General features: G+C 43.5%; 19 protein-coding genes. 9 read left to right on the plus strand and 10 right to left on the minus strand.

From position 1 onward, the window contains the following. Positions 1-281: 281 nt before the first annotated feature. From IW644_RS04785 to IW644_RS04800, 4 genes are all read right to left on the minus strand, one after another. Positions 282-1,214: an AEC family transporter gene (locus tag IW644_RS04785; RefSeq protein ID WP_269916632.1), complete on the minus strand. Its 933-nt coding sequence runs from the start codon at positions 1,212-1,214 to the stop codon at positions 282-284. Positions 1,215-1,523: 309 nt separating this feature from the next. Further along, positions 1,524-2,555: a substrate-binding domain-containing protein gene (locus IW644_RS04790; protein ID WP_269916633.1), complete on the minus strand. Its 1,032-nt coding sequence runs from the start codon at positions 2,553-2,555 to the stop codon at positions 1,524-1,526. A gap of 42 nt (positions 2,556-2,597) precedes the next feature. Then, the gene (locus IW644_RS04795) at positions 2,598-3,686 is read right to left on the minus strand and encodes a polysaccharide lyase family 7 protein (protein WP_269916634.1); all 1,089 of its coding nucleotides are present in this window, start codon (positions 3,684-3,686) and stop codon (positions 2,598-2,600) included. A gap of 90 nt (positions 3,687-3,776) precedes the next feature. Further along, entirely contained in the window at positions 3,777-6,704 is a 2,928-nt protein-coding gene (locus tag IW644_RS04800) for a TonB-dependent receptor (protein WP_269916635.1), read from the minus strand. 510 nt (positions 6,705-7,214) lie between these two features. Here IW644_RS04800 and IW644_RS04805 point away from each other — a divergent pair. The 6 genes from IW644_RS04805 to IW644_RS04830 all read left to right on the plus strand — a co-directional run bounded on the left by IW644_RS04805 (position 7,215) and on the right by IW644_RS04830 (position 14,687). Then, positions 7,215-7,982 carry an SDR family NAD(P)-dependent oxidoreductase gene (locus tag IW644_RS04805; protein WP_269916636.1) on the plus strand — a complete coding sequence of 256 codons (768 nt, stop codon included), beginning with the start codon at positions 7,215-7,217 and terminating at the stop codon, positions 7,980-7,982. Positions 7,983-8,033: 51 nt separating this feature from the next. Continuing rightward, on the plus strand, positions 8,034-9,278 hold the full coding sequence (locus IW644_RS04810) for an Nramp family divalent metal transporter (protein WP_269916637.1): 1,245 nt from the start codon (positions 8,034-8,036) through the stop codon (positions 9,276-9,278). 9 nt (positions 9,279-9,287) lie between these two features. Then, complete coding sequence (locus IW644_RS04815; protein WP_269916638.1) at positions 9,288-9,779, plus strand: gluconokinase; 492 nt, start codon at positions 9,288-9,290, stop codon at positions 9,777-9,779. A gap of 49 nt (positions 9,780-9,828) precedes the next feature. After that, entirely contained in the window at positions 9,829-12,066 is a 2,238-nt protein-coding gene (locus tag IW644_RS04820; protein WP_269916639.1) for a polysaccharide lyase 6 family protein, read from the plus strand. Between the two features lie 110 nt (positions 12,067-12,176). Next, entirely contained in the window at positions 12,177-13,295 is a 1,119-nt protein-coding gene (locus IW644_RS04825) for an adenosylhomocysteinase (RefSeq protein ID WP_269916640.1), read from the plus strand. Positions 13,296-13,481: 186 nt separating this feature from the next. Further along, positions 13,482-14,687 (plus strand): M24 family metallopeptidase, encoded by a 1,206-nt coding sequence (locus IW644_RS04830; protein WP_269916641.1) that lies wholly within the window; start codon positions 13,482-13,484, stop codon positions 14,685-14,687. A gap of 26 nt (positions 14,688-14,713) precedes the next feature. Here the strand turns inward: IW644_RS04830 and IW644_RS04835 are convergent, their stop codons facing one another. After that, positions 14,714-16,417: a protein adenylyltransferase SelO gene (locus IW644_RS04835; RefSeq protein WP_269916642.1), complete on the minus strand. Its 1,704-nt coding sequence runs from the start codon at positions 16,415-16,417 to the stop codon at positions 14,714-14,716. A 118-nt stretch (positions 16,418-16,535) separates the two neighbouring features. Continuing rightward, positions 16,536-17,093, minus strand: coding sequence for a DUF1439 domain-containing protein (locus IW644_RS04840; protein WP_269916643.1), 558 nt, complete (start codon positions 17,091-17,093; stop codon positions 16,536-16,538). A 227-nt stretch (positions 17,094-17,320) separates the two neighbouring features. Between IW644_RS04840 and IW644_RS04845 the strand changes: the two genes are divergently transcribed. After that, positions 17,321-17,611, plus strand: a complete 291-nt coding sequence (locus IW644_RS04845; RefSeq protein WP_269916644.1) for a hypothetical protein — start codon at positions 17,321-17,323, stop codon at positions 17,609-17,611. 6 nt (positions 17,612-17,617) lie between these two features. Here the strand turns inward: IW644_RS04845 and IW644_RS04850 are convergent, their stop codons facing one another. Continuing rightward, entirely contained in the window at positions 17,618-18,901 is a 1,284-nt protein-coding gene (locus IW644_RS04850; protein ID WP_269916645.1) for a PD-(D/E)XK nuclease family protein, read from the minus strand. Between the two features lie 194 nt (positions 18,902-19,095). Here IW644_RS04850 and IW644_RS04855 point away from each other — a divergent pair, with 194 nt between their 5' ends. Further along, entirely contained in the window at positions 19,096-19,818 is a 723-nt protein-coding gene (locus tag IW644_RS04855) for a hypothetical protein (RefSeq protein ID WP_269916646.1), read from the plus strand. 131 nt (positions 19,819-19,949) lie between these two features. Beyond that, positions 19,950-23,105, plus strand: coding sequence for a WD40/YVTN/BNR-like repeat-containing protein (locus IW644_RS04860; protein ID WP_269916647.1), 3,156 nt, complete (start codon positions 19,950-19,952; stop codon positions 23,103-23,105). A 355-nt stretch (positions 23,106-23,460) separates the two neighbouring features. Here the strand turns inward: IW644_RS04860 and IW644_RS04865 are convergent, their stop codons facing one another. From IW644_RS04865 to IW644_RS04875, 3 genes are all read right to left on the minus strand, one after another. After that, complete coding sequence (locus tag IW644_RS04865; RefSeq protein WP_269916648.1) at positions 23,461-23,820, minus strand: hypothetical protein; 360 nt, start codon at positions 23,818-23,820, stop codon at positions 23,461-23,463. A gap of 354 nt (positions 23,821-24,174) precedes the next feature. Next, the gene (locus IW644_RS04870; protein WP_269916649.1) at positions 24,175-25,005 is read right to left on the minus strand and encodes a hypothetical protein; all 831 of its coding nucleotides are present in this window, start codon (positions 25,003-25,005) and stop codon (positions 24,175-24,177) included. After that, a complete protein-coding gene (locus tag IW644_RS04875; RefSeq protein ID WP_269916650.1) occupies positions 25,005-26,576 on the minus strand; it encodes a hypothetical protein in 1,572 nt (523 codons plus the stop codon). Before IW644_RS04875 ends, IW644_RS04870 begins: the two co-directional genes overlap by 1 nt. Between the last annotated feature and the right edge of the window lie 3 nt (positions 26,577-26,579).

Here is a 26,579-nt window from a genome sequence, read left to right on the forward strand (position 1 = left end):
TCCTTGTTATCAAATAGCCATTGATGAAAACAGGCAACAACGGATGTAGGGTAAATAGGTTGTTATTTAAAAATGACAATTTGTAATAAACACAATAACAGAAGTGGAAAGAGAATGGAGCAGACCAATTAAATATTTTGGTAAATTTTTTTAATTAATTGGTAAGGCAGGTTTTTAAGCGTCATTACCTGAAACGAGCAGCTTAATGCCTATACACCTTAAAAGCGGCGAAAAATACTCTGGCAAAGTAGCGTCGCGGAAACAGTAAAAGAGTTTATGTATTACACCAGATGTAATTTGCTTAGTATCCCAAAGGCTAGGGCGGTAATCGGTAAAGACGCTAATGTGCTGACTGCGATAATGCTTGCCGCTAAACGGTAATCACCACCTAAGTTTCTAACCATGACATAACTTGCCGCAGCCGTTGGTGAAATGGCGAGAAGTAGAACAATGCCCAGCTCCATTCCTTTAAACCCAAAAGCATAGGCAAGCGCAACCAATATAGTTGGGTATACCACGCATTTACTGGTTGTGCTAAGCACAATATTAAACCAGTCACTGGAAAAAGAGCGGAACTGCAGTGAGGCACCGGTGCATATAAGTGCAAGTGGTAGAGTAAGTTGAGCGAAATACTCCCCTGTTTTCACTAGGGTATCTGGAAGCTGCCATTCGTAGTAGGAAAAGGGCAGGGCTGCGGCAATTGATAAGATCAACGGGTTTTTCGCCATGCCGGTAACTTGGCCCATTAATGAACGCGACGTACCTTGATAAAAGTTAAGAACAAACACTGACAGTACATTAAATAAGATCGTAATACACCCCATGTAGACAGACGCTACAGCTAGGCCTTCTTGCCCATAGGTGTTAGCGCAATAGGCTAAGCCGATAATACCCATATTGGCTCGAAAACCGCCTTGCACAACAACACCTCTGGCTTTATACGGGTGTACTGTCAGGTGAGAGATAATCATAAGCGCAGCAAATACTATAAGTGTTCCTATCACTCCCACGCTCATAAGAGATAGATTCGCGGCTTTGGAAAAGTCAGCTCTCGCGATTGATAAGAATAGTAGAGCAGGGAGCGCAACGTTAAATACCAGCTTTGACCCAGCTTCAATAAACCCTTCATTAAGCCACTTAATTCGAAAAAACAGCCAACCCATTAAAAGAAGGATCAATACAGGAATAAGCGTACTGGTTATAAAGCTAAGCATAAAAAAGAACTAACGCCCTTAAGTGTATTTGCAGAACAGAACAATGGATTACTGCTTTGTGAATAGGCAGCAAAAGGCATAGTATGCCAAGTTTATGCTCTTATGCATAAAGTAAATTGGTAATACCTCAAACAACAAGTGGTAATGATTTGTGCTAGCTAGTCAAGGCTTTCACAATCTTTGTTGATAGGCTAACTTAATATTTGTATTAGCAACGCTGACTAACATTGAAGTGAGCCTTGCGCCTAGCAAAGTGGACGAGCACAATAAAGTGGTGGTATCAGACGAAGGAGCGGAAACATCTACTCCTTAAAGCTTTACTGTCGTCTTTGCTGTAGAGCAAGATTCTCTCAGTACGAGTTCACAGGGAACCAGGGTACGGGTGTTAAAGGCTTTTCCACTTTTTATCTTGTTCAATAGCATGCTAGCTGCCTCACTGCCTATTTCGTAAGGTTGCTGTCTTACCACGGTTACGGGGACTCTGAAAAACTCTGCCATAGGTATTTCTTCAAAACCTAATAACGAGACGTCATCGGGAATATTAACGTTTGCTTGTTCTAGCGCCTTCAACACATCAACGGTAATGGCAATTTGTTGAGTGAAAAAAGCGGTAGGGGCTAATTCAGATTTAAGAAGCTCTACTGGGGAAGCGGCTAAGCCCTCGGTTCTACTCCAATGAAGAATTAGCTCTTCCTTAACCGGCAGATTGTGCTTGTTGTGAGCATCAACAAAACCTTGATATTTCTCTTGGCGTGACTTCACAGTTTCAAACTGCTGAGTGACAAAGCAAATATCTTTATGACCTAGTTCAATAAGGTACTCGGTAGCTTCGAACGATGCGCGTTTGTAATCAGCAACAACAATACCCGTATCGCAATCATCGTGTTCAAGCTGAAACTGGACTACCGGCACGGTATTGTTCGAAATATCTTCGATTAACTTTGCGTTGTTACCACAGGAGGCAATAATAACGCCATCGACATTAAGCTGGCATAGCGTTGTTAGCGCGCTTTTTTCTGTAGCAGGGTCGAAGTCAGAATTGTAAATAAACAGATCGTAGCCATGCTTTTTACAGTAATCGTCCATGCCTCGTATTGCTTGGCTTGTATAGTAGCTTGCGATATCGCGAACAATAACCCCTAGAGTTCGGGTTTTATTGGTTTTTAAACTGCGCGCAATGTTGTTAGGTACATAATTTAATTCCTCGACTGCTTTTTGCAAACGAAGGCGGGTATCTAACGACATGAAGTCGAAGCGACCGTTTAAAAATTGAGATGCGGTACTTTTTGAAACGCCGGCTTTTGTCGCAACGTCAACGAGTCTTACTTTGTTTTTATTCATTTAATGTTCTCTAACTACTTACGTATCAAATGGTTTTCCGCATTACTTAGGCGCTACCGCGTCGCCCAATTGTAAAGAAGAAAATGAAACACTGGTATAGTTACCTGCTTTTTTATCAACTTCCCAGTTCCCTGTACCGGGACAAGCTGGATAGCGAAACGTTGGCGCATCCTTTGTGCTACATTGGTTATACGCCCCAACTTTGAAAAACAACCAGTCGTTTTTATATCCGATAGGGTCGTCGTGCTTATCAGCATTTCCAGAAGCATCTATATTGTTCGCTAGGTTTATCTGGTGCTTAACAGTGGGGTGGTTTGCAGCTGAAAACGTTAGGTACATGGTGTCGCCATAAACATTAATCTCGTAGCTGAAGGATTCACCTAAGGCTATGCCGTCACTACCTGGATCTGTTTCATCGTTCCAACCATCTCCCCATACCCGATAGGCAATGTCGATGCGCTCTGGGTGGCTTTCGGGGAGGTTTCTTTCGTAGTTCCAGAATACAGTTCCTGTTTCGTGGTTAGGGTACTTTTTGTAGTAAATTTTAAGAGGCTCATTACCCCAACCAAAGCCAGCGTCTTCCGTTTTTTCATCATTTAATTTTGCAGCATGGATCTGCCCCACAACCACGGAATAAGCGGGTGGCCTATCGGCATACTTTGCATTTAACGACACGTGATTAACTTTAAGTGTGGCTTGCATTCGCCCGCCTATAGCAGCAAAGTTTTCGTTGTTCGGCGTGGAGGTTAACGCGAAGTAATTACGAGGGCTTTCATAACTAGGTACTTGCCCATTTTCGTTGGTATAAACTTGTCTAAGTTCACTACGGGTGTTTGTTGATGTGGGCGATGTAAAGCCTTTGTTAGGGGCCACAAATACCATATTGTTATCTGCATCTAAGTAAAAGAACGTTTCGTGCTGATATTGTTTGAGTGCGCTGTTTTTAACCCGATCTGCTGCACCATCACCGTCGTCATCAACAGGAAGCATAATATTCCACCCACTCAAATCGAATTTATCACCGGGTACTTTTATGGAAGTATCTTCTTCGAGTACTGATTTGTCGTTGCATCCTACAAGAGTGAAGGCAATTAGGATGTTAGCCGCCACCAATGGCGTTCTTGTTTTCATAGAATTAACCTAGGATATTAAATATAGATTGGGATAGAGAAAATAGCGCTGCAGCACACTACAGCGCTATTATTAGAGGCGGTGCGCTTCTTACCAGCGCCCGCGAACTCCAAGGGTAAAGCGACGATCAGATTCGCTGTAAAGCCAAATGCTGTCGAGTTCGGAAACCTGGGTGTAAGGTTCAGCCGTAAGGTTTACCGCGTTAGCGACCAATGTGATGTTCTCGTTCACATCATAGCTTGCAGAGAAATCGAACTGACCCCGTGCATCGCGATAGTTATTGCCAAGGGTTGGATCAAAGAACGGCTCGTCTGGGTTAGTTCTATTGTAAATGCCTGTAGCTAGTGCCCCAACAGGACGAACCCGTTTTTCATCTTGTGAATCAAGATACTTGTCACGCCAGTTATACGCTAGACGAACTTGGAAGCCAGCGTGCTCCCAATAAATTTGACCATTGAAAGTGTGATTAGAAATATCTAGTAAGGGGTTGCCATCAGGCTGTTCGCTATCTGCATACGTATAGTTTGTGCTAATGCCTAAGCCAGACCACATGCCAGGAAGAAAGCTAAACTGCTGTTGATAGGCAAGCTCTACCCCTGCAACCTCACCGCTACCTCCATTTACGTCAGTATCAATAACAATACCGGTTAGGCCTGCATCGCGCTGGGCCTCAACGTAGGCAAGGTCTTGGTCACCTGTTACATAATTCACATCAGCTTGGCTAACACCAGCCGTGTCGAGCAAGCATACGTTGACGTATTCAGTAACATTCTGCCCCTCTACCGTGTCTGGATCTGCTACACAAGAGCTGCTTGCTACGGTGAATGATTCTACGTCTTTGTAAAAGATGGCAGCTGACACCATGCCACCTTCGCCAAAGTAGTGTTCAGCAGAAAAATCGTACTGGGTCACTCGATACGGGTCTAGCTGATAAGAGCCTTGTGTACCGGTTACTAGTGAATTATCAATGCTAAGTGCGGGGCTTAATTCTCCAAACTCAGGTCGTCTCATTACTTTAGCCGCGGCGAATCGCAGTATTGTATCGTCGGTGAGTGTGTACGTGACGTTCAGGCTGGGTAAGAAATCTGAATAGTCGTACTCACCGCTTTGTTCAAAGGTGTTTGAGGTTAAGTCAGTTTTAACGTAACGAGCACCTACCACAGCGGTTAAAGCGTCAAAGTCTAAGTGAAACTGCGCATATAGGGCTTGAGTTTCTTCGTTAATCTGCGCGTAGGAGCCCGTATTTCTGACCATGTTATCATCTAACGAGCCAGTTAACGCCATATTGCTACCTTCCAGCATTTGCTGAACTCGGTCGTATGTACCATTGATATCATAGGCTAAGGCGGCCCCGTCATAAACATAATAGTGGGTAAGTGCATTGTTACCGGCAATTCCGCTTTGATCGAAGGAATTGCTGTGGTTAATTTCTTTAAAGCCGCCAAAGGCTTCGTTGAATTCATCGACCCATGTCGGGGTAACAACACCATCATAAGATACGCTGGTTTGAAGGTTTTTAAGTTCACTACCGTTGTTTCTAAGATCAAACCTGTCTAATTCATAGTCTCTATCGGTAGTGCGAACACCTGCTTTAATCTTAGTTAAAAAGCTTAAGTTAGAAAAAGGCTCAATATATTCAGCATCAAAGCGAATGGCAGTTTCTTCATTTTCTTCATAATAGCGTTGGTGTGTAAACTGCCTAATTGCGAGATTATTCGGATCTAATAACGCATCCGGGTCGGAAAAAGCAATCCCAGGAACCTGGTCACCTTCACCGCTCATGGTGATGGTAAATAGGTGTTCAGTAATTGTTCCATCTTCTTCATATTGAGAGCGGGATATAGGGCGAAGGTTAAATTCGGATTTGGTGCGCAAGCTTTCAGATTTTGTATAGGCAATTTCACCGGATATCTTCAGCTTGTCGGTGATAAACCATTCACCGCCTAATGCATTAGAAGTCGACTCATTTGTTGTGAAGTCAGCCCAGGTTTTTGGTTGAACAAATACGCTGCCTGAGCCAAAGTTTTCCAGCTGACCTTGCGCATCGTCGTATGCATCATCAAGTACTAGGTCGCCGTAGTCTTTGCTGTCGTTAAGAACAGAATAGGCTTCTTGCCCGCCATCAAGTTCGGTGGTGTTAATATCTAAATAAACAAAAGCATCGGTATCTTTCGGCGCCCATTGCAGCGAAAGTCCATAAGCAGTTCGCTCTCGCTGCTCCGTTTTTTGTTCTACGGTATTTTGGCTGCGAACAAGGTAATTTCCGCTAGGTGTATTGGCTTGATCACTTGTACCATCGCCATCTAAATCTAACTCGGTAGGGGTAACAAGGTTAAAAAATTCATCTCTTCTCAGTGTTCGGTCTTGGTAGGACATAAAAACCGAAGCCCCAAAAGTACCCGCATCCCCTAAATCCCAGTTTGTTCCTGCAGCTCCAGAAAACACCGGAGCCCAGTTTTCCGCCTTGTCAGCGTATTCTCCGTCGAGTGTGAAGGCCACAAGTGGCTCATTAAGCTCTAACGGTCTAACCGTTGTCATGTTAATGGTTCCACCTAACGCACCTTCTATCATTTCTGGAGTCGGTGACTTCACTACTTCCACTGTTTTCAGAAAGCTAGATGGGAAATCAGCTAAACTTATACCCCCTCGTCCACTGCCTGAAGTAGAGCGTCCATTTAATTCCACTCGGTTCTGCGAAATACCTCGTATGGTGACAGATTCACCTACACCAAACTCTCGGCTTATTGAAACACCAGTAATACGCTGCAGCGCCTCGGCAATATTGTTATCAGGTAATTTCCCAATATCTTCTGCAACGATAGCGTCAACGATACGAGAATCGTATCGCTTAAGGCGAGCCGATTCTGCAATACTACTGGCGATACCTCTTACTTCAATAACCTCTACATCGCTAGTTTTCTCTGGTTCTTGCGTTTCTTGAGCAACACTCGCTGACGTGAAGCCAACACTTGAGGCAGATAAAATGGCAAGGGTGAGTTTAGATAATTTGTTTTTCATTTCGCTTCTCCGAAAAGCTGATCCGCTTAATACCTCACAAACCCCGAATTAAAAATTTCATGTGAAGTCTTTTTTTCTAACTAAACCGGTTTAGTTTTTGTTTGTAAAAAATCCCGCGCCGCAGGATGTTTACAATAAAGTTACATTTGAGTTTGATTTAGTCAACATTATTTTTATTTAAAAGCTCATATTTTAATAACCAATTTAAAGAAAATTGTTTTAAGTTGATGTTTTATAGTGCTTATTTTTTATTTTCGTTGAGTTTGAACAAAGGCGATCTGCCCTAATTAGACAAAAGTCTATACGTTATATTTTGCTATTTCTCTCCGCTTTTCGGTTGTAAGTTATTGATTAAAAATAGAAAAGCCAAAGTGTAATAGTTTTGTTTTTGTTTATCTTTTGTTGGTTTGATGTTTATTTTGTGTTGACATGGCATGGCTCTATGTTAATTTGAAAATGTACTAAAACGGTTTATTAACTTAAGTTTTTCGACAAAACGTGGGAGCGAAAGTGAATTCATTATCTGGCAAGAAAGCATTAGTTACGGGCGGAGCTAGTGGAATTGGTGGGGCCATTTCTTCCGAGTTAGCATCACAAGGCGCAACAGTCATTGTTCACTATTACCGCTCTGAAGACGCGGTAAAAGAGTTACAAAAAGAAGTCTTGGAATCGGGAGTTGGAGAAATAATCCCTGTTCAAGCCGATTTAACAAAAGAAGAAACAGTGAATGAGTTCGCTAAAACCATCCTAGGCTTAACGCCTTCTTTAGATATTTTGGTGAATAACACCGGAGACCTTGTAGAGCGCCATACGCTAGACGATATAGACAATGCGTTCTGGGAAAAAGTAATTGCGGTGAATGTTACCTCAACCATGATGGTTAGCCGCGTTCTCTTACCCCTTTTAAAGTCTGCAAAAGATGGCGCATCGATTGTGAATTTGTCGTCTCTAGCTGGAAGAAAAGGGGGGCATGGAGGCTCGCTTGCATATTCTACGTCAAAAGGCGCGGTGCTCACATTCACTCGCTCTTTGGCCGCTGAACTTGCGGGCGATGGTATTCGGGTAAACGCGGTAACACCTGGCCTTATACTAGGAACGCGCTTTCATTCCACCCACACCACCGACGAGTCAGCCAATAAAACCATCAGTGAAATACCGTTAAAGCGGGCAGGGAACCCTAAAGATGTAGCTCGGGCCGTAGCCTTTTTAGCGTCTGAATACAATGGTTTCATAACGGGCGCTACCTTAGATATTAATGGTGGCGTATACATGGCGTAAGCCTGTGAAAGCTTTAAGTGTGCCGAATAAATTATTATAAGAGGTAGTACAATGTTGTCGATTCTTAAGAAGCTAATGGCGTTCGGACCGGCATTTTTTGCAATAGGCTATACCATAGGAACCGGCAGCGTTACTTCTATGATAGTGGCAGGTAGCACTTACGGTATGTCGTTATTATGGGTCTTGTTTTTAAGCTGCTTGTTTTCGGGCGCGCTTATTTATGCGTATGGTAATTACGCTATTGTCACTGGCGAAACGGCACTTTACGCATTTAAAAAACACCTTAAGTTCGGTCGTGCTATCGCTATTTTGATTATAGTCGGCGTAACATTCGGACAGTGGAATTCCCTAATGGGCATCCTCGGCATATCGTCAAATATCATATTTGAAATGCTTGCGCTTTATTCTCCTTCACTCAACCAATACAAATACGAGTTGGTATTAGGTATAGCAGTGTCAGTCATTGGCATAATGTACGCCATCATGCTCATCGGTAAATACTCTCTTTTTGAAAAAATACTGGTGATGTTTGTATCGTGTATGGGGCTTTCCTTCGTATTCTCGTTATTTGTTGTACGCCCTCTTCCTGCCGAGGTCGTTGCTGGCTTTGTACCTTCAATACCCGATATACCAGGTGGCAAGATGATGGTGGCGGCGTTCGTTGGCACAACAATGGCCGCTGCCACGTTTTTATCTCGCCCTTTGTTTATTCAGGGTAAAGGCTGGGGCATGGCAAATCAGGGGCAGCAAAAGAAAGATGCAATTGTCGCCGCTATTTTGGTGTTCATCATTAGCGCATCGGTCATGGCGGTTGCTCATGGTGCGCTGTTTCATGAAGGGAAAAAAATTACGCATGTATTAGACATGGTGAATGCCCTTGAGCCAATAGCTGGTAAAACGGCATTGACTGTATTCTTTTTTGGGACGCTAGCGGCAGGGCTTTCTTCCGTGTTTCCTTGTCTGCTAATAGCCCCACTTCTTATTGCAGATTATCGCTCGGGTAAGCTAGATACAAAATCAACACAGTTCAAAGTGATAACAGGTATCGCATGCTTAGTGGCACTTATTATTCCCGTGTTCGGCTTTAACCCGATAAAAGGGCAGATACTTTCTCAAGTATTCAATGTATTTGTATTGCCATTAGTCACCTTAGGTATCTTAGTTTTGGCAAACAAAAAAGCCTTAATGAAAAAAGATGCGCCAGGAAAGTTGCTAAATACTCTATTAGTGATGGCTTTTATTTTTGCGGTCATCATTTCAGCTAACGGCGTGGTAGCGCTTTTTGAACAAGTATAAGGTTTTGCTATGTTGATTGTAGTTGCGGGCGTGTCAGGTACAGGTAAGTCAACCATCGGTAAAGCACTTGCTGGGCACTACTCACTTCCGTTTTTCGACGGAGATGATTTTCACTCTAAAGCGAATATAGAAAAAATGCAGAGGGGAAAGGCGCTCAATGACGAAGACCGGCTTCCTTGGTTAGAAGCGCTTTCTAATTTACTCCGTGAACATGCTAAAGCAGAAGGGGCGGTGCTGGCGTGTTCGGCACTTAAAGAAGCGTACCGCAATATACTAAGCGCGAATAAAACGTTGCCTATTCATTGGATAGTGCTTACAGGCAGTGAAGCTTTGTTGGCTTCAAGACTGTCTTCTCGTAACGATCACTTTTTCGACCCCAAATTGCTACGTTCACAGCTAAATACTTTCCAGTTGCCGTACTATGGAAAACATATAGATGTGGCGATGCCGGTAGGTGAAGTAGTTCATGCTGCGATTGAATTTATAAATCGAAATGTTTAACGCCTCAGCCATTTAACGCTGTCAGCGTTGTTGATAACAAGGTTAGAAAATGAATCATATATTGGTAAGTAGACTTAATATTCTGGCTGTAGCGCTATTGCTGTTTTTCAGTAGCTCAGCATTTGCCGCTCTTGTTTCTAATATTGAAGAGTTTAACGAAGCAGTAGAAAGGGCAAAGCCTGGCGACACTATTACCCTTGCGAACGGTGAGTGGGCAAACGTTGAACTAGTGTTTAAAGGTGAAGGGGCTGAAAAGAAACCTATAACCTTAAACGCACAAACCCCAGGTAAGGTGATAATTACCGGTCAGTCTAATTTAAGTCTTTCAGGTAAATATTTAGTAGTGGATGGTTTAGTGTTTACTCGCGGCTATACACCCACAGGCGAAGTGATTGCATTTAAAACCTCGCCCACAGAGCTGGCGAGTTATTCTCGTTTAACGAATGTTGTTATTGACGATTTTAGTCACCCAGAGCGCGAGCTTTCAGATTTATGGCTTGCTATTTATGGCAAACACAATCGTATCGACCATAACTCGTTTATTAATAAACGTAACCGGGGTGTAACGGTTGCGGTAAGAATGAACTCGAAAGAAAGTAGAGAGAATCACCACGTTATAGAGTACAACTACTTCGGCCCAAGACAGGTGCTCGGTGCTAATGGTGGTGAAACCTTACGCATAGGCACCAGTCACTTTTCTCGCGAATATGCCAATACACTAGTGCAATACAACTATTTCGACCGCACCAGTGGAGAACATGAAATTATCTCTAACAAATCTAGCGGCAACACCTTTTTAGGTAACGTGTTCTATGAAGCGCAGGGCACATTGACCATGCGCCACGGGCACTACACACGGGTAGAAAATAACTACTTTCTTGGCAATAGAAAGCCAAATACCGGTGGTATTCGCATTATTAACGAACACCAAACCGTCAAGAATAATTACCTATATGGACTAACGGGTAGACGTTTTCGCGGTGCGCTTGTGATCATGAACGGTGTACCTAACTCACCGCCTAACCGCTACGACCCGGTGATTGAATCTGTCATGAATAATAATATCGTTATCGACAGCGACTATATTCAACTGGGCGCTGGAGCGGACGAAGAGCGTTCAGCACCACCGAAAAGTTCTGAAATGCAAAACAACATTATTTTGGGTAAATACAACGATACACCCATTACGGTATTTGATGATGTATCGGGCATAAACTTTAAAGGTAATGTGTTAACGCAAACGTCTGAAAACCCAATTGGTAAAGGCTTTACGAAAGCACCTTATAAGGTAGCGAAGAACGAATACGGCTTAATAACGCCTGAGCAAAAATTAATAGACGATATCGAGTTTGGTGAAATAAAACTGCCTGTTACGAAAGATATGGCTGGCGCACCTTATTACGATAAAAAAGACAGCAAAGTAGCATTTGGAAGCGGCAGTGAAATTACTGTTAGCCCAGGCATAGATACCCTTGCTAATGCCCTTGAAAATAGTAAACCAGGCGACACGCTTGTGCTGGAAAATGGTGGCGAATATTTGTTAACCCGCTTTGCGAATATTAAGCACCCGGTTACGATTATGGCAAAGCCGGGGGCTAAACCTGTTGTCCGTTCTGAGAAGCCAAGCTTTATCGTTATTCGCAATGGTGGGGCTTTAACGCTGAATAATCTCTGGTTTGATGGCGCTGCTTCGCCAGATTACAAAGGCAATAGCATTATCAGAACTAGTCGTTCTTCAATGAACATCAACTATTCACTACTTGTAGATAATGTGAAAGTGACAGACCTTAACATCAATGGCTACTTCTACTTCTTTAAAGCCTACCCAGGTACATTTGCTGATGAAATTGTTATTGCTAACTCTGACATGAGCAATATCACGGGCGCTATTCTCTCGCTGAATAAAGAAACAGAAGATCTCGGCGTGTACAGTGTTGAAAACCTTACGCTAGAAGACAACACCTTTACCGATGTAAAAGAGGAAGTGGTAACCGTGTACCGCGGTGGCTTTGATGAAAGTACTTTTGGCCCTATGGTAAAGGTAAAAGGTAATACGCTGCAAAACGTTGGAAAAGGTAAAACCCATAGGACTGGCGCTTCTATGTATTTTCACGGCGTACAAAACCTTCATATTGACGATACTACCATTACAGACAGCGCGCCAATTTCGCTCTACTTAACTAACGGCGAACCAATTACCGTCATTGAAAATGTAAAGCATAACAATACGCCTAAAATTAAGGCTAACAATGAAGAATATCACGCTGATAACGTTACCTACCAATAAAGCTATTGAAAGGGCTTTTATATAAAAAGCCCTTTTATAATCACAACTTGTGAATTGCAGGATACCTGACGTAGTATAACTGTTCTTAGTTTTCTCAGAGTAACCTTTTCATGTACCAAGACTTTCAAGCAGAGTTGGCGTGGGCCAGCCTGCATATGCCTCGCACTCGTAAGGCTATCGATGCACTTCCCGATCTTTCTAACGTCAAGCTTGCCTGTAATATGCATTTAGATTTGAAAATGGCACCCTTGGTAGAGGGGCTACTTTCACGAGGCTGCAATATCTTTTTGACCACGTGCAACCCAACTACGGTACAAGATGACGTTGTGTCTTATCTTGTAGATAAGGGCGCAACGGCTCATGCTTGGCGAGATATGAGCGATGCTGATTGGTCTGAGTCATTCGATAAAGCGCTAGCATGGCAACCCACTCACTTATGTGAAATGGGGGCGGACCTTACTACTCGACTGCATGAAAATATAAAAGCAAACAAGCCAGTTCCAAGCATTGTATCGGGCTTAGAAGCAACGGGTTCTGGCATTAACCGCTTAAATGGTATGGCGCCAAATTATCCGATATTTAACTGGGATGATTTGCCAGTTAAAGAAGGGCTTCACAACAGGCACATGGTGGGTTTAAGCGCATGGCAAACCTTTTTCCAAACCACACATTTAACCCTGCACGAAAAAGTAGTGGTTGTTATTGGTTATGGTTTGGTAGGGCAGGGCGTTGCTGCGTCGGCAAAGGCGTTCGGAGCGCAGGTTCAAGTTGCAGAACTTGACCCAGCAAGAGCACTTCAGGCGAAATACGACGGTTGGCCAGTGGTCGACTTAAATGAAGCCGCTAGCCAAGCTGACGTTATTGCTACTGCAACTGGTGCCTATGGCGTAGTGAATTCAAGTCATTTAGACAGCATGAAAGATGGCGCGTTTATTTTAAATGTGGGTCACGTGGCGCAAGAAATTGATGTGCCGTATCTTAAAAATAACGCTAGTCACAATGAGCCAATGCCTTATGTGAACGCTTATAAGCTGGGCGATAAAACGCTGTATCTTCTCGCTGATGGTTCTATGTTTAATTTAACAGCGGGCTATGGTGACAGCATCAATGCGTTTGACGTAACCCTAGCCGTGATGGCTGCTGGCATCGGCTATATTGTGAATGAAGGTGCAACAAGCGAGAAAGGTTTGTACTTACTTCCAGAAGCTGCGTGGAAAAGTGCTCTTTAAAATTGAGTTGTAGTAAGCCAGTGTTCAGCAATAGTTACGCCATTCAACAGGCATCGCTACCCTCGCTTATCTCGACTTTCCTACCCATTATTGTACAGTGTGCCCGTTTAAATAAATTCATAGTTAAGGCGAGCTGATGCACACTCCAATAGATAATCAGCCTTGCGCCAGTGTAGGGACAAAAAAATGGGCAGAACAATAGGCACAAAAACACCACAACAGGCTTTAGATAGCCTCGTCAACATGACGGGCGATCTGCAACCCATAGAACTCTCTGAATACAAAGCCCGAATTGCCAAGGCGCAGCATTACATGCAGCAGCATGGCATTGGCGCGTTATATCTAAACGCGGGGACTAACTTAGCGTATTTCACAGGCATGCAATGGTACGCCAGCGAACGTTTAGTTGGCGCGCTTTTGCCTGCAAAAGGCGACCTTGTATATCTTGCCCCTACGTTTGAAATAGACTCATTAAACGAGCGTAAACTAGTAGAAGGCGAGATTATCGGTTGGCAAGAACATGAAAGCCCATACGCGCTTGCCATTTCTATGTTGAGTGAGCTGGACACAGCGGGTGGCAGCAAGCTGGGTGTTGATGAGTCTACGCAATTTTTTATTGTAGATGGTTTTAATAAATTGCTGGAACAACCATGGCAAATCATCAATGGTGCTGAGGTAACTGCGCACTGTCGTATGCACAAATCGAACAATGAACTCGCGCTCATTCAGCGTGCCATGGACATGACCCTTGCTGTGCACAAAGCCACAGCCAGTATGCTTTATGAAGGCATAACCACGACAGAAGTTGAAGCATTTATTAATGATGCACATAAAAAAGTAGGCGCTAGCGGTAACTATTTTTGCATCGTGCTTTTTGGAAAAGCGACCTCGTTTCCCCACGGCGTTAAAGACCCGCAGGTATTAAAGAAAAATGACTTAGTATTGATTGATACCGGTTGTAAGGTTCATGGCTACCTCTCTGATATCACTCGAACTTATTGTTTTGGTGAGCCAACCGATAAACAACAGGCAATGTGGGAAAGCGAAAAGCGCGCACAGTTTGCGGCATTTAATGCCGCAAAAGTCGGTGTTCCTTGCGGCGATGTAGATAAAGCCGCCCGAGAGAGCTTGGCGAACGACGGCTTAGGGCCAGACTATAACTTACCAGGCTTGCCACATCGAACGGGACATGGCATAGGCATGGATATTCACGAATGGCCGTATCTAGTAAAAGATAATCCTCACCCGCTAGCACCTGGCATGTGTTTCAGTAACGAGCCTATGATAGTGGTGCCAAACGAGTTCGGTATTCGCTTAGAAGATCACTTTTATATGACCGAAGAGGGCCCAGTTTGGTTTACTGAGCCTAGTGAATCTATCGACTCTTTGTAAGTATACAAAATAAAAGCTGCTCTTTATTACGAAGAGCAGCTGTAGTGCGCAACACCGCCAGCACTGAAAAGTTCAAGTGGGCGCAGATGGTAGTACTTATTCTCTACTTCTTTTGATTGCTCATCATAAGGTGCAGTAAGTATCTTCTGAAGTTCGTGAATTGGCGTAAAGTCACCTTTTTCTGCGGCTTTATAAGCAGGCACAATTAGCCATTCGCGCCATGTGAATTTTGGGTTTGCTTTGCGCATATTCTCTGCAGTAGCAGCAATAGCGTTTGTAACATTACCTTGTGTTTCGGCGTCCTTTTCAATGCGCTCACGCCAGGTTTTTAGCCATGCTTCCCATTCTGTCATCACCTCTGCCTTAGGCGGGTAGTAGAAGCTCTTCGTCAAACTCGCCATATCTTCAGGTATCGATGATAGCTCTCGGAAAAGCATATTGTAGTCGACGCCTGTGCGCAGCATTAATTGCAGCAGCTTGATAAGCAAGTCGTGGTCGTAGCTCACAAGGCCGAGCTTTGTTGCCCACATGCTCTCCATGGCGCGTTCCATAACGCCAGAAAAACCGTCGTTAATATCGTTAAGCTTAGCGAGTTGTTCACTGTTGCCTTCAAGTAACGTCATCAGTGAGCGACAGAACATATCAAAGTTTTTCTGTGCAGCAATGGGCTGATTTAAAAACGAGAAGTGACGACCGCCGCCTGTCCAAGGTTGGTAGTCTGCTTCAAAAAACTCACAAAAGCCGAATGGTCCGTAATCCAGCGTAAAACCGCCAGCGGCGCAGTTATCGCTATTAAAATTGCCTTGGCAGTAACCTACGCGAACCCAATTAGAAACTAGGCGAGTTAATCGGTCTCTAAATAGCTCTGCCAGCGCTACCACTTGCTCGTCTAATGGCGTGGATGTATCTATTTCACCAGAGTACTCTCGGTCAATAAGGTGTTTAACAATGGCTTCTAGCTCGTCTAATGCTTCGCTGTGTTCATTACAGCGAGCGCGCCTAGCGAAAAGCTCTATTTGCCCTACGCGCAAAAACGATGGGGCGACGCGAGTGGATATAGCCGTTATATTTTCTACCATCACTTCAGGCTCATAGGAATGAGAGCCTTCGCGATACCAAGGCCTGTCTACCGTGTCTGATTCAGACATAAACAAGCTTAAAGAGCGGGAAGTGGGTATACCAAGCGCGTGCATGTGTTCTTGCACTAAAAATTCGCGCACGCTAGAGCGCAATACGGCGCGCCCATCTGCGCCGCGGCAATAAGGCGTGCGGCCCGCACCTTTTAACTGCATTTCCCAACGCTTGCCGTTTAACACCGCTTCAACGATAGAAATTGCGCGGCCGTCACCGTAGCCGTTACCCGTTCTAAACGGGCATTGCTGTGTGTACTCTGTACCGTAAATAGAAAGTGCGTAGCCGGTTGCCCAGCCGAAAGGCTGCATAGGTTCGGGCACCGCAGACATGTCGCCTGAAAACAGCTGGGTGAAATCTTTAGTTGTAGCTAAGCTATCGTCTAAGCCCAATTCAGCAAATAGCGTTTCGCTGTGAGCAATATATTTGGGTGAAGATAATGGGGTCGGAGTAACCGGCACATAGTGGCCCGAGAAAACTTGGCGCGGATCATGGTCGTTGCCATCACACGTCGACTGTGGGTCTGGGGTAAGGGTATTTAGTAATGAATAATCTACGAGCTTTGCAAATTCATCTAGCGTTTTGATACGTTCTGTCACTATGCCTGCCTATTTTACTAAAGCGGAAGTTTGTTCTTCGGCGTCGAGGCTTCGCCTACCTTAGTATGGCTGAAAGCTCGACGGTCGGTACACGACAATTGGTACGGTTACACAATGATTATTGTTTAGGTCGAAGCGCAAGTTTTCCTTGTTCAACGGTTAGCTGTAGAGGCACAGTTGAAAGTACGTTTACCGCTTTGTTTGCAGGGTCTAAGCGATAAACCGGGTTCGATGCTAAATAACCGTTAATTAGCTGCATAAATTCGCCGCTTGCAGGTGCTAAGTTACCTTTAAAACCGCCTGCATCAATGGTGCTATCAAGTAGCGACAACGAGCGCACAAATATCGCCTTTTCCTCACTGTCGTAATAAGGCGTGCCTTCTAATGAAAGGCTGACCTTAGCTGGGTAGTTCAAACCGAAGGCACTTACGCGAGCCGTGGCAATTGCGCCTAGCTGAACCACGTCTCTGCCATCTGGCCCAATGGTCGCTGTCATATCTTCAACATCTAAATAAAGAGGGATGCCTGCAAGCGAGGTTTGCTTTTGCAGCTTACTTACTTGGCTATCAAGCACTTGTTCTAACTCGGCATTAGAAACCGTGTAAACCGCTAACTGAGAAAGGGTTGCACAGCCTGCAAGCGTAATAGCGAAAGCGATAGAAAGTAGAAATCTCATAAAAAATTCTCTTTAGTAATTAGGTGTCGAATTACACGGCGAGAGTCACTAATGCTAACGCCATAACAACAGAATGGATTTATTGTAAGGGCTGAGGCAACAGATGAACAACGAAATCGTAAACGGGCTAAGACAACGGCTTATTCAGGCAATCCATTTCTTTGTTTAATCTGAATATTCATAACAAAGAAACACCTAGTCTGTAGTGATGACTTTAAGGATGTACCATGAAAAAACAGCCATATATGAATTCGAATGATGCTGCAGAGCCTGAAAAACAAGATGATAGTAGCAGTGACTTTGACAGAGAAACTATCCAATCAACCAAAGATGACCTAAATAAGTCGATGGCCCTAACAGATAGTGAAGTAGAAACCTACCTTAAGTGGTTAAGTGGCTTTCCAATGGAAAGCCGAGGAGAAGGGGTTTCTCTTACTATTGAGTTTTTCCCTGGATTTGGTGATCGTATCGTCGCTAAACTTTCCAACAGCGAGTGTGTGTTGAGGGATTATTTTTGATGAGTATTATAGTTTTTTTTCCTTGACTTCATTATCTGTAAATAGCTTTTCTAGTAGGCTTAAAGCCTCTACGTATTTGGATAAGCGCTCTTCAATTTTTACACTATCTTCATATGACACTGCTCGTTCTCCTGTAAACCTGAAATAGGCTCTTGTACTGTTATTGCTTTTTAAGGGAGCACCTGTACTAGTTATTAGCGATAAGTCGTCTAATTCGCCAGTAAAAAGGACTTTTTCTCTATCACTTTTTGAGTTTGTTGGTGTCGTTATGACCATACCAACAGTTGGTTTAAGCCTAACTGAAACGTTTAAAGAGATGATGAAATTGTTACTTATCTGAGGGAGCTTGATGTTAAGAAACGTAAGCCCCTTTTCTGAGTAATTGTTTAAGTCGTAGTCAATGTCGACAGTATGACCAAATTTCTCTTCTAAGAATAACGCAATTTCTTTTGAAAGATGCTCTATTTTGGGAGCAAGTCCGAAATCGTGTATTTGAGTTTTATAACGCGCAATGTCTTTGTTTGATTCAATACATTTGATGCTAAAACTGGGGTGGTTATCTATAAAATAAATTAGTGCTTTAAGCGTGTGCTTTGAATACTCATTAAAAGGTGAGATCTTTCCGTTGCTTTCTTCTTCAAGTAATTGTTGGAATAGTTCTAAAACTGACTTCGACTTTCTAAGTTCGATGGATTCTCTCTGTTGCTGTGCGTCTGTGGTTTGATTATCTTTCCACTTTATCCAGCTACAATTTGGAAAAACTTTTTTTATTTCGGAAAATTCCCGCTCAAACTTTCCTTTTTTAGCATCTTTTCTTACATCATCAGGAGTAAGCAAGCAAAGATATTTGTTGTTAATTTCCTCTTGCTCCAAATAAGAAGCGTAGCTTTGTAATTGGCCGTTTCTCAAGGCCCCGACTCCTACTTTAAGCTCAACATAAATTATCAAAGATCGTTGTAAATCTATTTCTCCTTTTTTGTTATAAGCAAAAAGTTTTATGGCAATGTCAATGATACCTTTTTTTTCATCTCCTTCGCTATCGTGATTAGGTTCGGGACGATACTCAGGAATAACTTCAACACTATAATCCTCGCCTTTCTTATCTAAATAGGTCTGTAGATTCTTATCTGAGCCCTCTAGACTATAATTAATTAGATTTAGAAATCTAGCGAGAACACTATCATGCATACTATGATCTTCCGAAGGATCTAAAAAATAGGACAGCCAAGCGGTGAAAGTAACTTCTCGAACTGATGAGTTTCCCCTTTCCATAATTCTGAAAATGTTCATATCAACCCTTTATTTCCCTTAATATAAATTATTCATAGTCTGGTTGATGTATAGCGAACTGATACATCCTTCACCATAAGAAAATTTCTTATGGGATAGAGACTTATAGATATGGTTAGCTGTTGTTTTTCATGTAAAGTTGTCTCAACGGTAAGACTTAAAAATCACCTGTAAGCTATAAGGAAGTTAACTAAATGCAGAGAAAGCTCAATAAACGTTTCGAAAGTTTTGCTCTATCACAAAGTGGCTGCGATGGAGGCAATTTAAAGTCAGATATTTGGGTTTGTGGGTTAGAGTGGGGCGTAGATGTTAAATCTTTAGAGGACCTAAATAAGATAATGGAAGGACCGTTTAGTACTGCGAGTTGGGATGGCGAGATACAACAGCGCCTTAAATATCCGTACAACAACAAAATAGCATGGTTGTTTAGCTATCTGTTTAAATGGGAAGAAAACCATAAAGAAGCTGCAGAAAATCATAGAATGATGTGCTTCAAGGGAACAGGTTATAAGATGAATGCGTTTCCAATTCCATTCAAGAATCGATCTAGTGTTTCTTGGTCAAAGGAAATGTCTGACTTAATTGGACTGCATTCGTTTGAAGTGTATCTAGAGTGGTGTATTGAGAACCGTGGGAGGTACTTTCAAAAATTGGTGAAAGAAAATTCACCTAAAATGATAGTGTGTACAGGCAAAAATACAACAATGGCTTTTTTACGGTTTTTTGGCTGCGATATGACATCCGTAGATAGTGGCGAAAACTTTACTGTTGCCAAATGTAACGAAGGTAAAACTCTGGTTTTTGTGACCCCTTTTTTTGGTGGTGCTTCTGGTATAAATAGCTTTGAAAAAATGAAAGCGCTAGCCGATGAAATGAAAAAGTATGCGGAGAGTCGTTCCTCTATATCTTTTGGATAGTCCTGCAATGAAGTTCAGTTGCAAAAACAACCGCCTAAATTCGTTAACAAAAACTTTTGCCATAACGTCTGTAACAAAGCAGTATAAGAAGTTCTTCTTATTAAGAATAAAAACACGACAAGGCACTTTCTATGGTTTCTCAGAGACTGGTTTCTCGCAAAATGGTGGCCGCTTTTGCTATTTGCGTAAGCGCACTTTCTAGTTTCTCACATTCTGCATTGGCACTTGAAGATACGGTTAACCCTAAACTTTTCGATAAAATGGAGTATCGCTTTATTGGGCCATACCGCGGTGGGCGCTCGGTGGCGGTTACTGGAGTTGAAGGTAACACCAACCTTTATTTTATGGGCACTGCAGGTGGCGGTGTTTGGAAAACCGAAAACGCCGGTTTATCTTGGAAAGCCATATCCGATAAAACATTTAAAGTAGGCAGTATTGGTTCTATTGGGGTTGCCCCGTCAGACCCTAACGTTATTTATGTAGGTACGGGTGAAGGCCCTATTCGAGGTGTAACCACTAGCCACGGAAAAGGTGTTTATAAATCTACAGACGGCGGTGAAACCTGGAAGCTGGTAGGCTTAGATAAACGCGGTCAAATCCCTAAAATTCGTATCCATCCCACCAACCCTGATATAGCTTGGGCTGCAGTGCAGGGCAATATCTGGGGGCCTAACGAAGAGCGCGGTATATTCAAAACGACAGACGGCGGTGAAACATGGCAGCATGTGTTAAAAGTAAACGCCGATACCGGCGCCGCTGACTTAGCAATCGACCCATCTAACCCCAGAATTCTCTATGCCAGCATGTGGCATCACGGCAGAACGCCTTGGTTTATTAAGTCAGGCGGTGAAGGCGGTGGCCTTTATAAGTCAACAGATGGCGGCGAAAGCTGGGACAAGCTAGAAAAAGGGTTACCTAAACTTATCGGTAAAGTGGGCGTTGATATTGCCGCGTCTAACCCAAAGCGCCTTTACGCCATCATCGAGGCTGATGAAGGCGGCCTATATCGCAGTGACGATGCGGGTAAGTCTTGGTCGTTAATGAACGGCGACAATATTCTTAAAGCCCGTGCGTGGTACTACAATCATATTAAGGTTGACCCTAACGACGAAAATACCCTGTATGTGATGAATGTGCAGCTGCATAAATCCATTGATGGCGGTAAAACCTTCGAAATTAAATCTCTGCCCCACGGTGATACCCACGATATGTGGATAAACCCAGAAAACAGCTTAAACATGATCAACGCCAATGACGGTGGCGCAACCGTTACCTTCGACGGTGGTAAATCGTGGTCGAGCATTTACAACCAGCCAACGGCGCAGTTTTATCGTGTAATTACCGACAACTTAAACCCTTACTATGTTTATGGCGGGCAGCAAGATAACTCGACCATGGCGACCCCGTCTGAAACCTGGGGTGACGGTATAGGAATTGAAGATCAGTTTGCCGTGGGCGGCGGTGAAAGTGCGCATATTGCCTTTAACCCTGACGATCCAACTCTTATATATGCCACTACTATTAACGGAACATTGACCGAATATAATCGCGAAACTGGTCTCAGACGCCCCATTATGCCTTACCCTGAATATGTGTTTGGCAGAAATGCACGGGATCAAAAGTACCGTACTAACTGGAATGCGCCAGTGATAGTGTCGAAGCACGATCCTGACACCGTGTACTATGGCACGCAGATGATCTTAAAAACCACAGATCGCGGTGTGAACTGGCAAGAAATTAGCCCAGACTTGACCCGAAATGAGCCTGAAAAGCAAGGATTGAACGGCGGGCCGATTACCAATGAGCAAGCTGGGGCCGAATACTACAACACGGTTTTCTATATTGCCGAATCAGCGGTTAACAAAGGTGAACTTTGGGTGGGCGCTGATGACGGTAAGCTTCATATAACCCGTGATGAAGGTAAAAACTGGAAAGATATTACCCCTCACAAAAAAGAAGCGCAGGTCAATGCCATAGAACTTAGCCCTCATGCACAAGGTAGAGCTTACGTTGCGGTAGCAGGCTATAAATTAAATGACTATACGCCATACATTTACAAAACCGACAACTACGGCAAGCGCTGGAAGCGTATTGACGAAGGGCTACCAAAAGATGCCTTTGTTCGCGTAGTGCGCGAAGATACAGAGCGCGAAGGTATGCTGTTCGCGGGTACTGAAAGCGGCATGTTTATTAGCTTTGATGACGGTAAACATTGGCAAGAGCTAGACTTAAACCTGCCGCCTGTGGCGATTACCGATATGCAGGTAAAAGGTGATGACCTAGTTGTAGCAACCCAAGGGCGGGGCTTTTGGATTTTAGACGACATTGCGCCATTACGCGAAGTGCACAAGTCGCTAGATAACGAAGCATTGTTTCAGTTTGAACCTGTTGATGGTATTCGCTTGCTATCTGGCGGTGGCATGACAGACCAGCCACAAGCGAAAAACCCGACACATGGTGCTACCTTCCGCTATTACCTGAAAGACGCATTAGAAGAAGAGCAAACGCTGCGCATTGATATATTTAATGCCGATAACAAGCTGGTTCGCACACTGTCATCTGCACCTAGTGCATTTGAGAAGTGCGCGAAGGGTAACGAAGACGTTCGCAGTCCTGTTAAATTTAAACACCCTACAGCAAAAGCGGGTTACAACGAATTTGTATGGGACCTTCGACGTGAGCCATTAAACTGCATTGAGAATGTAAAACTGTTTGGCGGTTGGAACGGCGCCCGTGTTATGCCTGGAGACTACAAAGCGAAAATCACTGTAGGTGAACAGGCACAAACCCGCGCATTTAAAGTACTTCCAGACCCAAGGGAAGAAGCAGATAAAGCGCAGCTTCAAGTAGTTGAAAAGAGCATTCAGGCTACAGAAACCTTACTGAATGATTTGTTTGCTCACCTTCAAAAAGCCCGTGATGTGCGAGCGCAATTAAACGGCGTTTCTGATGACAACGTGATGCTGGCAAGTGATGTATCGGCTTCAATCGAGCGCATTGTTAGTGCAATTGACGACTGGGAAGCTTTGGTTATTCAGCCAAAACATCAAACCTTTGAGGATGACATTAACTGGCCCAATATGCTCGACAGACAAGTCCGCTTCTTAATGGATAACTTCGACAGAACAGGCGCGCCTGGACAAGCTGGAGCACTAAAACGGTTGGAAGACTTAGAGGCAAAGTGGCAGCAGTATAAAGTACAGCTAGAAACCTTGTTTGGCGAAGAAGTGAAGCCATTGAACGAAAAGCTCTCAAAGCAAGGCGCGTTTGATTTAGAGAGTTTGTAGACTTACACAATTCCGCAAATATTTCTTCTAATTTTAGCCCCGCTTCTAGTGGGGCTTTTTACTGCTTGAAACTCTACTAGCTCAGTACAGTAAAGTTCAGACTCGACCTGGCAGTTACCCGTTTTTTCAGGTGGTGCTGTTCGATGAGAATCGAGCTAAATTGATTTCAGCTGTTATAACAAGCGAATCTGTCTTAGCCGCTATTTTAAGTTGCGACTTTGTTCGAAAATCATTTAGTGCTCAATTCATGTAGAGAACATGAAACTTTCAGGATTAGCTCTTATGTCGCTGGTGGGAATACTCAAAATACCAAATGAAACGAGGTCTTGATAGCGTAGTTAAAAATGTTTAACCACTAACGACTGACACGTTTGTAAGTAACCGAAATGAGGTTGGTGCCCTGATATAGGGTGTCGTTATCGACAATAGTGAAAACATCTTCATCACCGTTATCTGTTTTCATTACAAGATACCGTTTACCCGCTGATTCACGCTCAAAGATTTCCAGTTCAACCCTTTTACCGCCTCGCTCGATATAATCATCACCAATAACCAGTGGTGCATCAGTGCCCATCATACTCGCAAATCGGTCTAAGCTACCACTTTTTGTAAGTGCAGAGTCGAACGAAGTATTCCATTCCCCTTCGAAGTCGTGGCCCCCACATCCATATAGAACTGCACTTAGTGCTATAGCTGATAAGAATTGTTTTTTCATCATAAATCCTTTTTAAGGTCCGAAAATGAACCTCTTCATCTAGGAGGTAGTTAAAAGTATTTTGAAGCAAGAGGTCATTGAAGGTCATTTCCGCTTCTGTTTCAGTCGCTACAACTTCATCAAGTGTATCAAAAACGCCTGCGAAAAAAATCTCGTCTTGATTAGGAAGAATGCTACTTGCTTCATAGAGCTATAAAATTACTGTTTGGTTAACACCTTTATGATGTTTATATGCTAAACAAATCATAGCGAATTGTTATGGAACAACAGAAGAATTACTTTGCCCTTTGTGAGGGCAAAAGGAAAGGCCATTCAGTTAAATGGCCTCCGATGGTGGTGTTTTCTAACAGGGGACTATTTGATGTCTCTAAGCAGTTGAGGTGTACCGAAGTCATTGAGGTTTCCACCTGCTTGCGCTACCACTTTGTCCCAAAAACTTCGCAAAGAATTCAATGCAGATTGTGAAGAGTAAGCTCTACCACCATTTAAGTAACCGCCGCCAATGACAAAGACATCCACTGAAGACAATGCATCCGTTGGAATAGTACTTGAGTACTTAGCAAATTCTGCATCGGGGTCAATTGTGCGTACACTGCCTCGCGCGTAGAAACTAGATACATCGGAGTTCTCCAACATATCAGATACTAGAATGAGGATCTTACGTTGATTACCTGAACCAGTGAATAAGCTCTTAGACACGTTCATTAACGAACCTGCCAACTCTGTTTTGGGATAAGTCTGCTCACTGTCATGAAACGATGTTTTTAACTTTTCATGGACGAGACGAATCGCCAATATCTTTTGTTTTTCCATGCATGCATCAAACTTGTTTAGCTTAATGCGGTTCATAGCGTTGCGGCTGTCCTTCGAAAGTTCTGTATCAAACACACCGTCAAAGGCAACATCGGTATAACGACCTTGGGCGTTGGCTGAAAACGGCACAATACGAATGCGGTCACCAGCTGTCAATAATTGGCCCATCTGCTGGTGGACTGTTTTTTTGAGGTTAGTATCAAGGTTAACGGTTTGGTCAACCATCACCACCACGTCACGAGAGTAGGTATCTGGCTTAAACTCAGCGACATCTGCATAGTCATAACAGGAGATGATGTCATCACGGTCTGTTTGTGCCACAGCGGTTAGACTGCATGCGGCAAGTATCAAAGAAATTAGCATCTTTTTCATCAAATTTTACCCTCTGCTTTTAATTTTGCCAGTAGTCGCTCTCGCTGCTCTTCAGGCGTTTCTTTCTTTTTCTGCATCTCTGCAAGAAGCTGCTTTTCTACCTCTTCATCACTGAGAGCTGGTGGTTCTGCTTCTTTGAGCAACTGTGCTTCCATTTCCTCATCAGACAGTGTGGAAGAAGGTACTTCAGGGGCACTTTTTGGTGTTGCTTCTTGCTGGCTAGAAAGCATAGTGGAATGTTCACTGTTTTTGCTCAGAGTAGTCCTAGTGCGACGGTTTCTGTTTGTTAGCGATTGTTCGTGCTCCTCTTCTAAAAAGTCCATGAACGTGCGCTCTGATGCAGTATTGATAAGACGGTCAACTTTGTCATTCATCGTCTCACCCGACAGTTTCTTAGCCATGCGTGATTGAAGGTTGCTTAGTGTCTTTTGAGCTCGTTGCGCAATGGCGCGTGCCTTAGAGTCCATAGCAGACTCATACTGCCCCTTGGTTTTATATTTGTGTGTATTTTGCCATGCCACTTTAGAATGATTCCCGACAAAGCCGAATTTAAACGAAACCCATGTAGCGAAAGCTTGTAAAACAAGGAATAAAATGGCTAGCATACCAAATGTAGCCCAACTACCTTCCTTAGTGGCCTTACAGATTTCTGACTCACCTTGCTCACGTGCCGCCTTTGACTCTTCCACAGCGATGGGTGGAGGAGGGTTAGCAGTGCCATATAAATCATCTATGCTCACTGCACCTACGGATGGAGTCTCACTACCTGTAACACACATTGCATCTTGTGTTTGTGCGACTTCGAGTGTTTTAACACGAACAAAGGTAATGATGACACCGATGATCACGATAGCCAGTACAGCCAAAATCGTAAAAGTATGCTTAACGCTAGGTGAACTCACGTCTAGTCTATCAAGACGGCGCTTGTACATTGGGTTGTCAGCATCTGAGTCTTCTCCGATTTCAGGGATCTTAGAAATTGCATCTAAGGAACTGGGTTTTTGAGGTGACTTATCAGTTTGCCAATTGTTGCGAATGCGTTTAATGATGCCGTTTCGATACAGTTCATGTCCCATCAAATGTGTTAAAAACGCGAGGATTACAGCAAAAGCTATAGCAACTATCCCTGTCATAATGACGCGGGTATTTTCAGATGCGCTGAGGTCAATAAACCCGCTCATCGTGTAGCTAAAACCCCAGGCTTCAAGCACTAGAACGGCAAATAACCCTAATAACATGAAAGCACCGAGAGGCCTTCTTCCTGACTCACCTACAATTGCAAGATACTCTTTGCACGCGTCATAAAAGTCACCATCTTTACTGACTTTTGAATAGTGCTCGTCGTAATCACGACACACAACATTCTCAGAGTGAAACCAGTCTCCATTCATGTCGGGGCTTTTTGCTAGCTTACGCGTTTTTGGGAATAGTATGTTGTTGTATTTAACGTTCTTCCACCAAAGACGCAGTGACTCCCAATTGGTATATGAAAAGTAGAACAAAATAGAAAGCGTTAAGGCGATGACAACCAATATATCGCGGTAAGCTTGTAGTACGCTGAATAAATCCATTTC

Origin of the sequence: Alteromonas sp. PRIM-21 (assembly GCF_027563165.1) — a bacterium.
Taxonomy (GTDB): Bacteria; Pseudomonadota; Gammaproteobacteria; order Enterobacterales; family Alteromonadaceae; genus Alteromonas; species Alteromonas macleodii_A.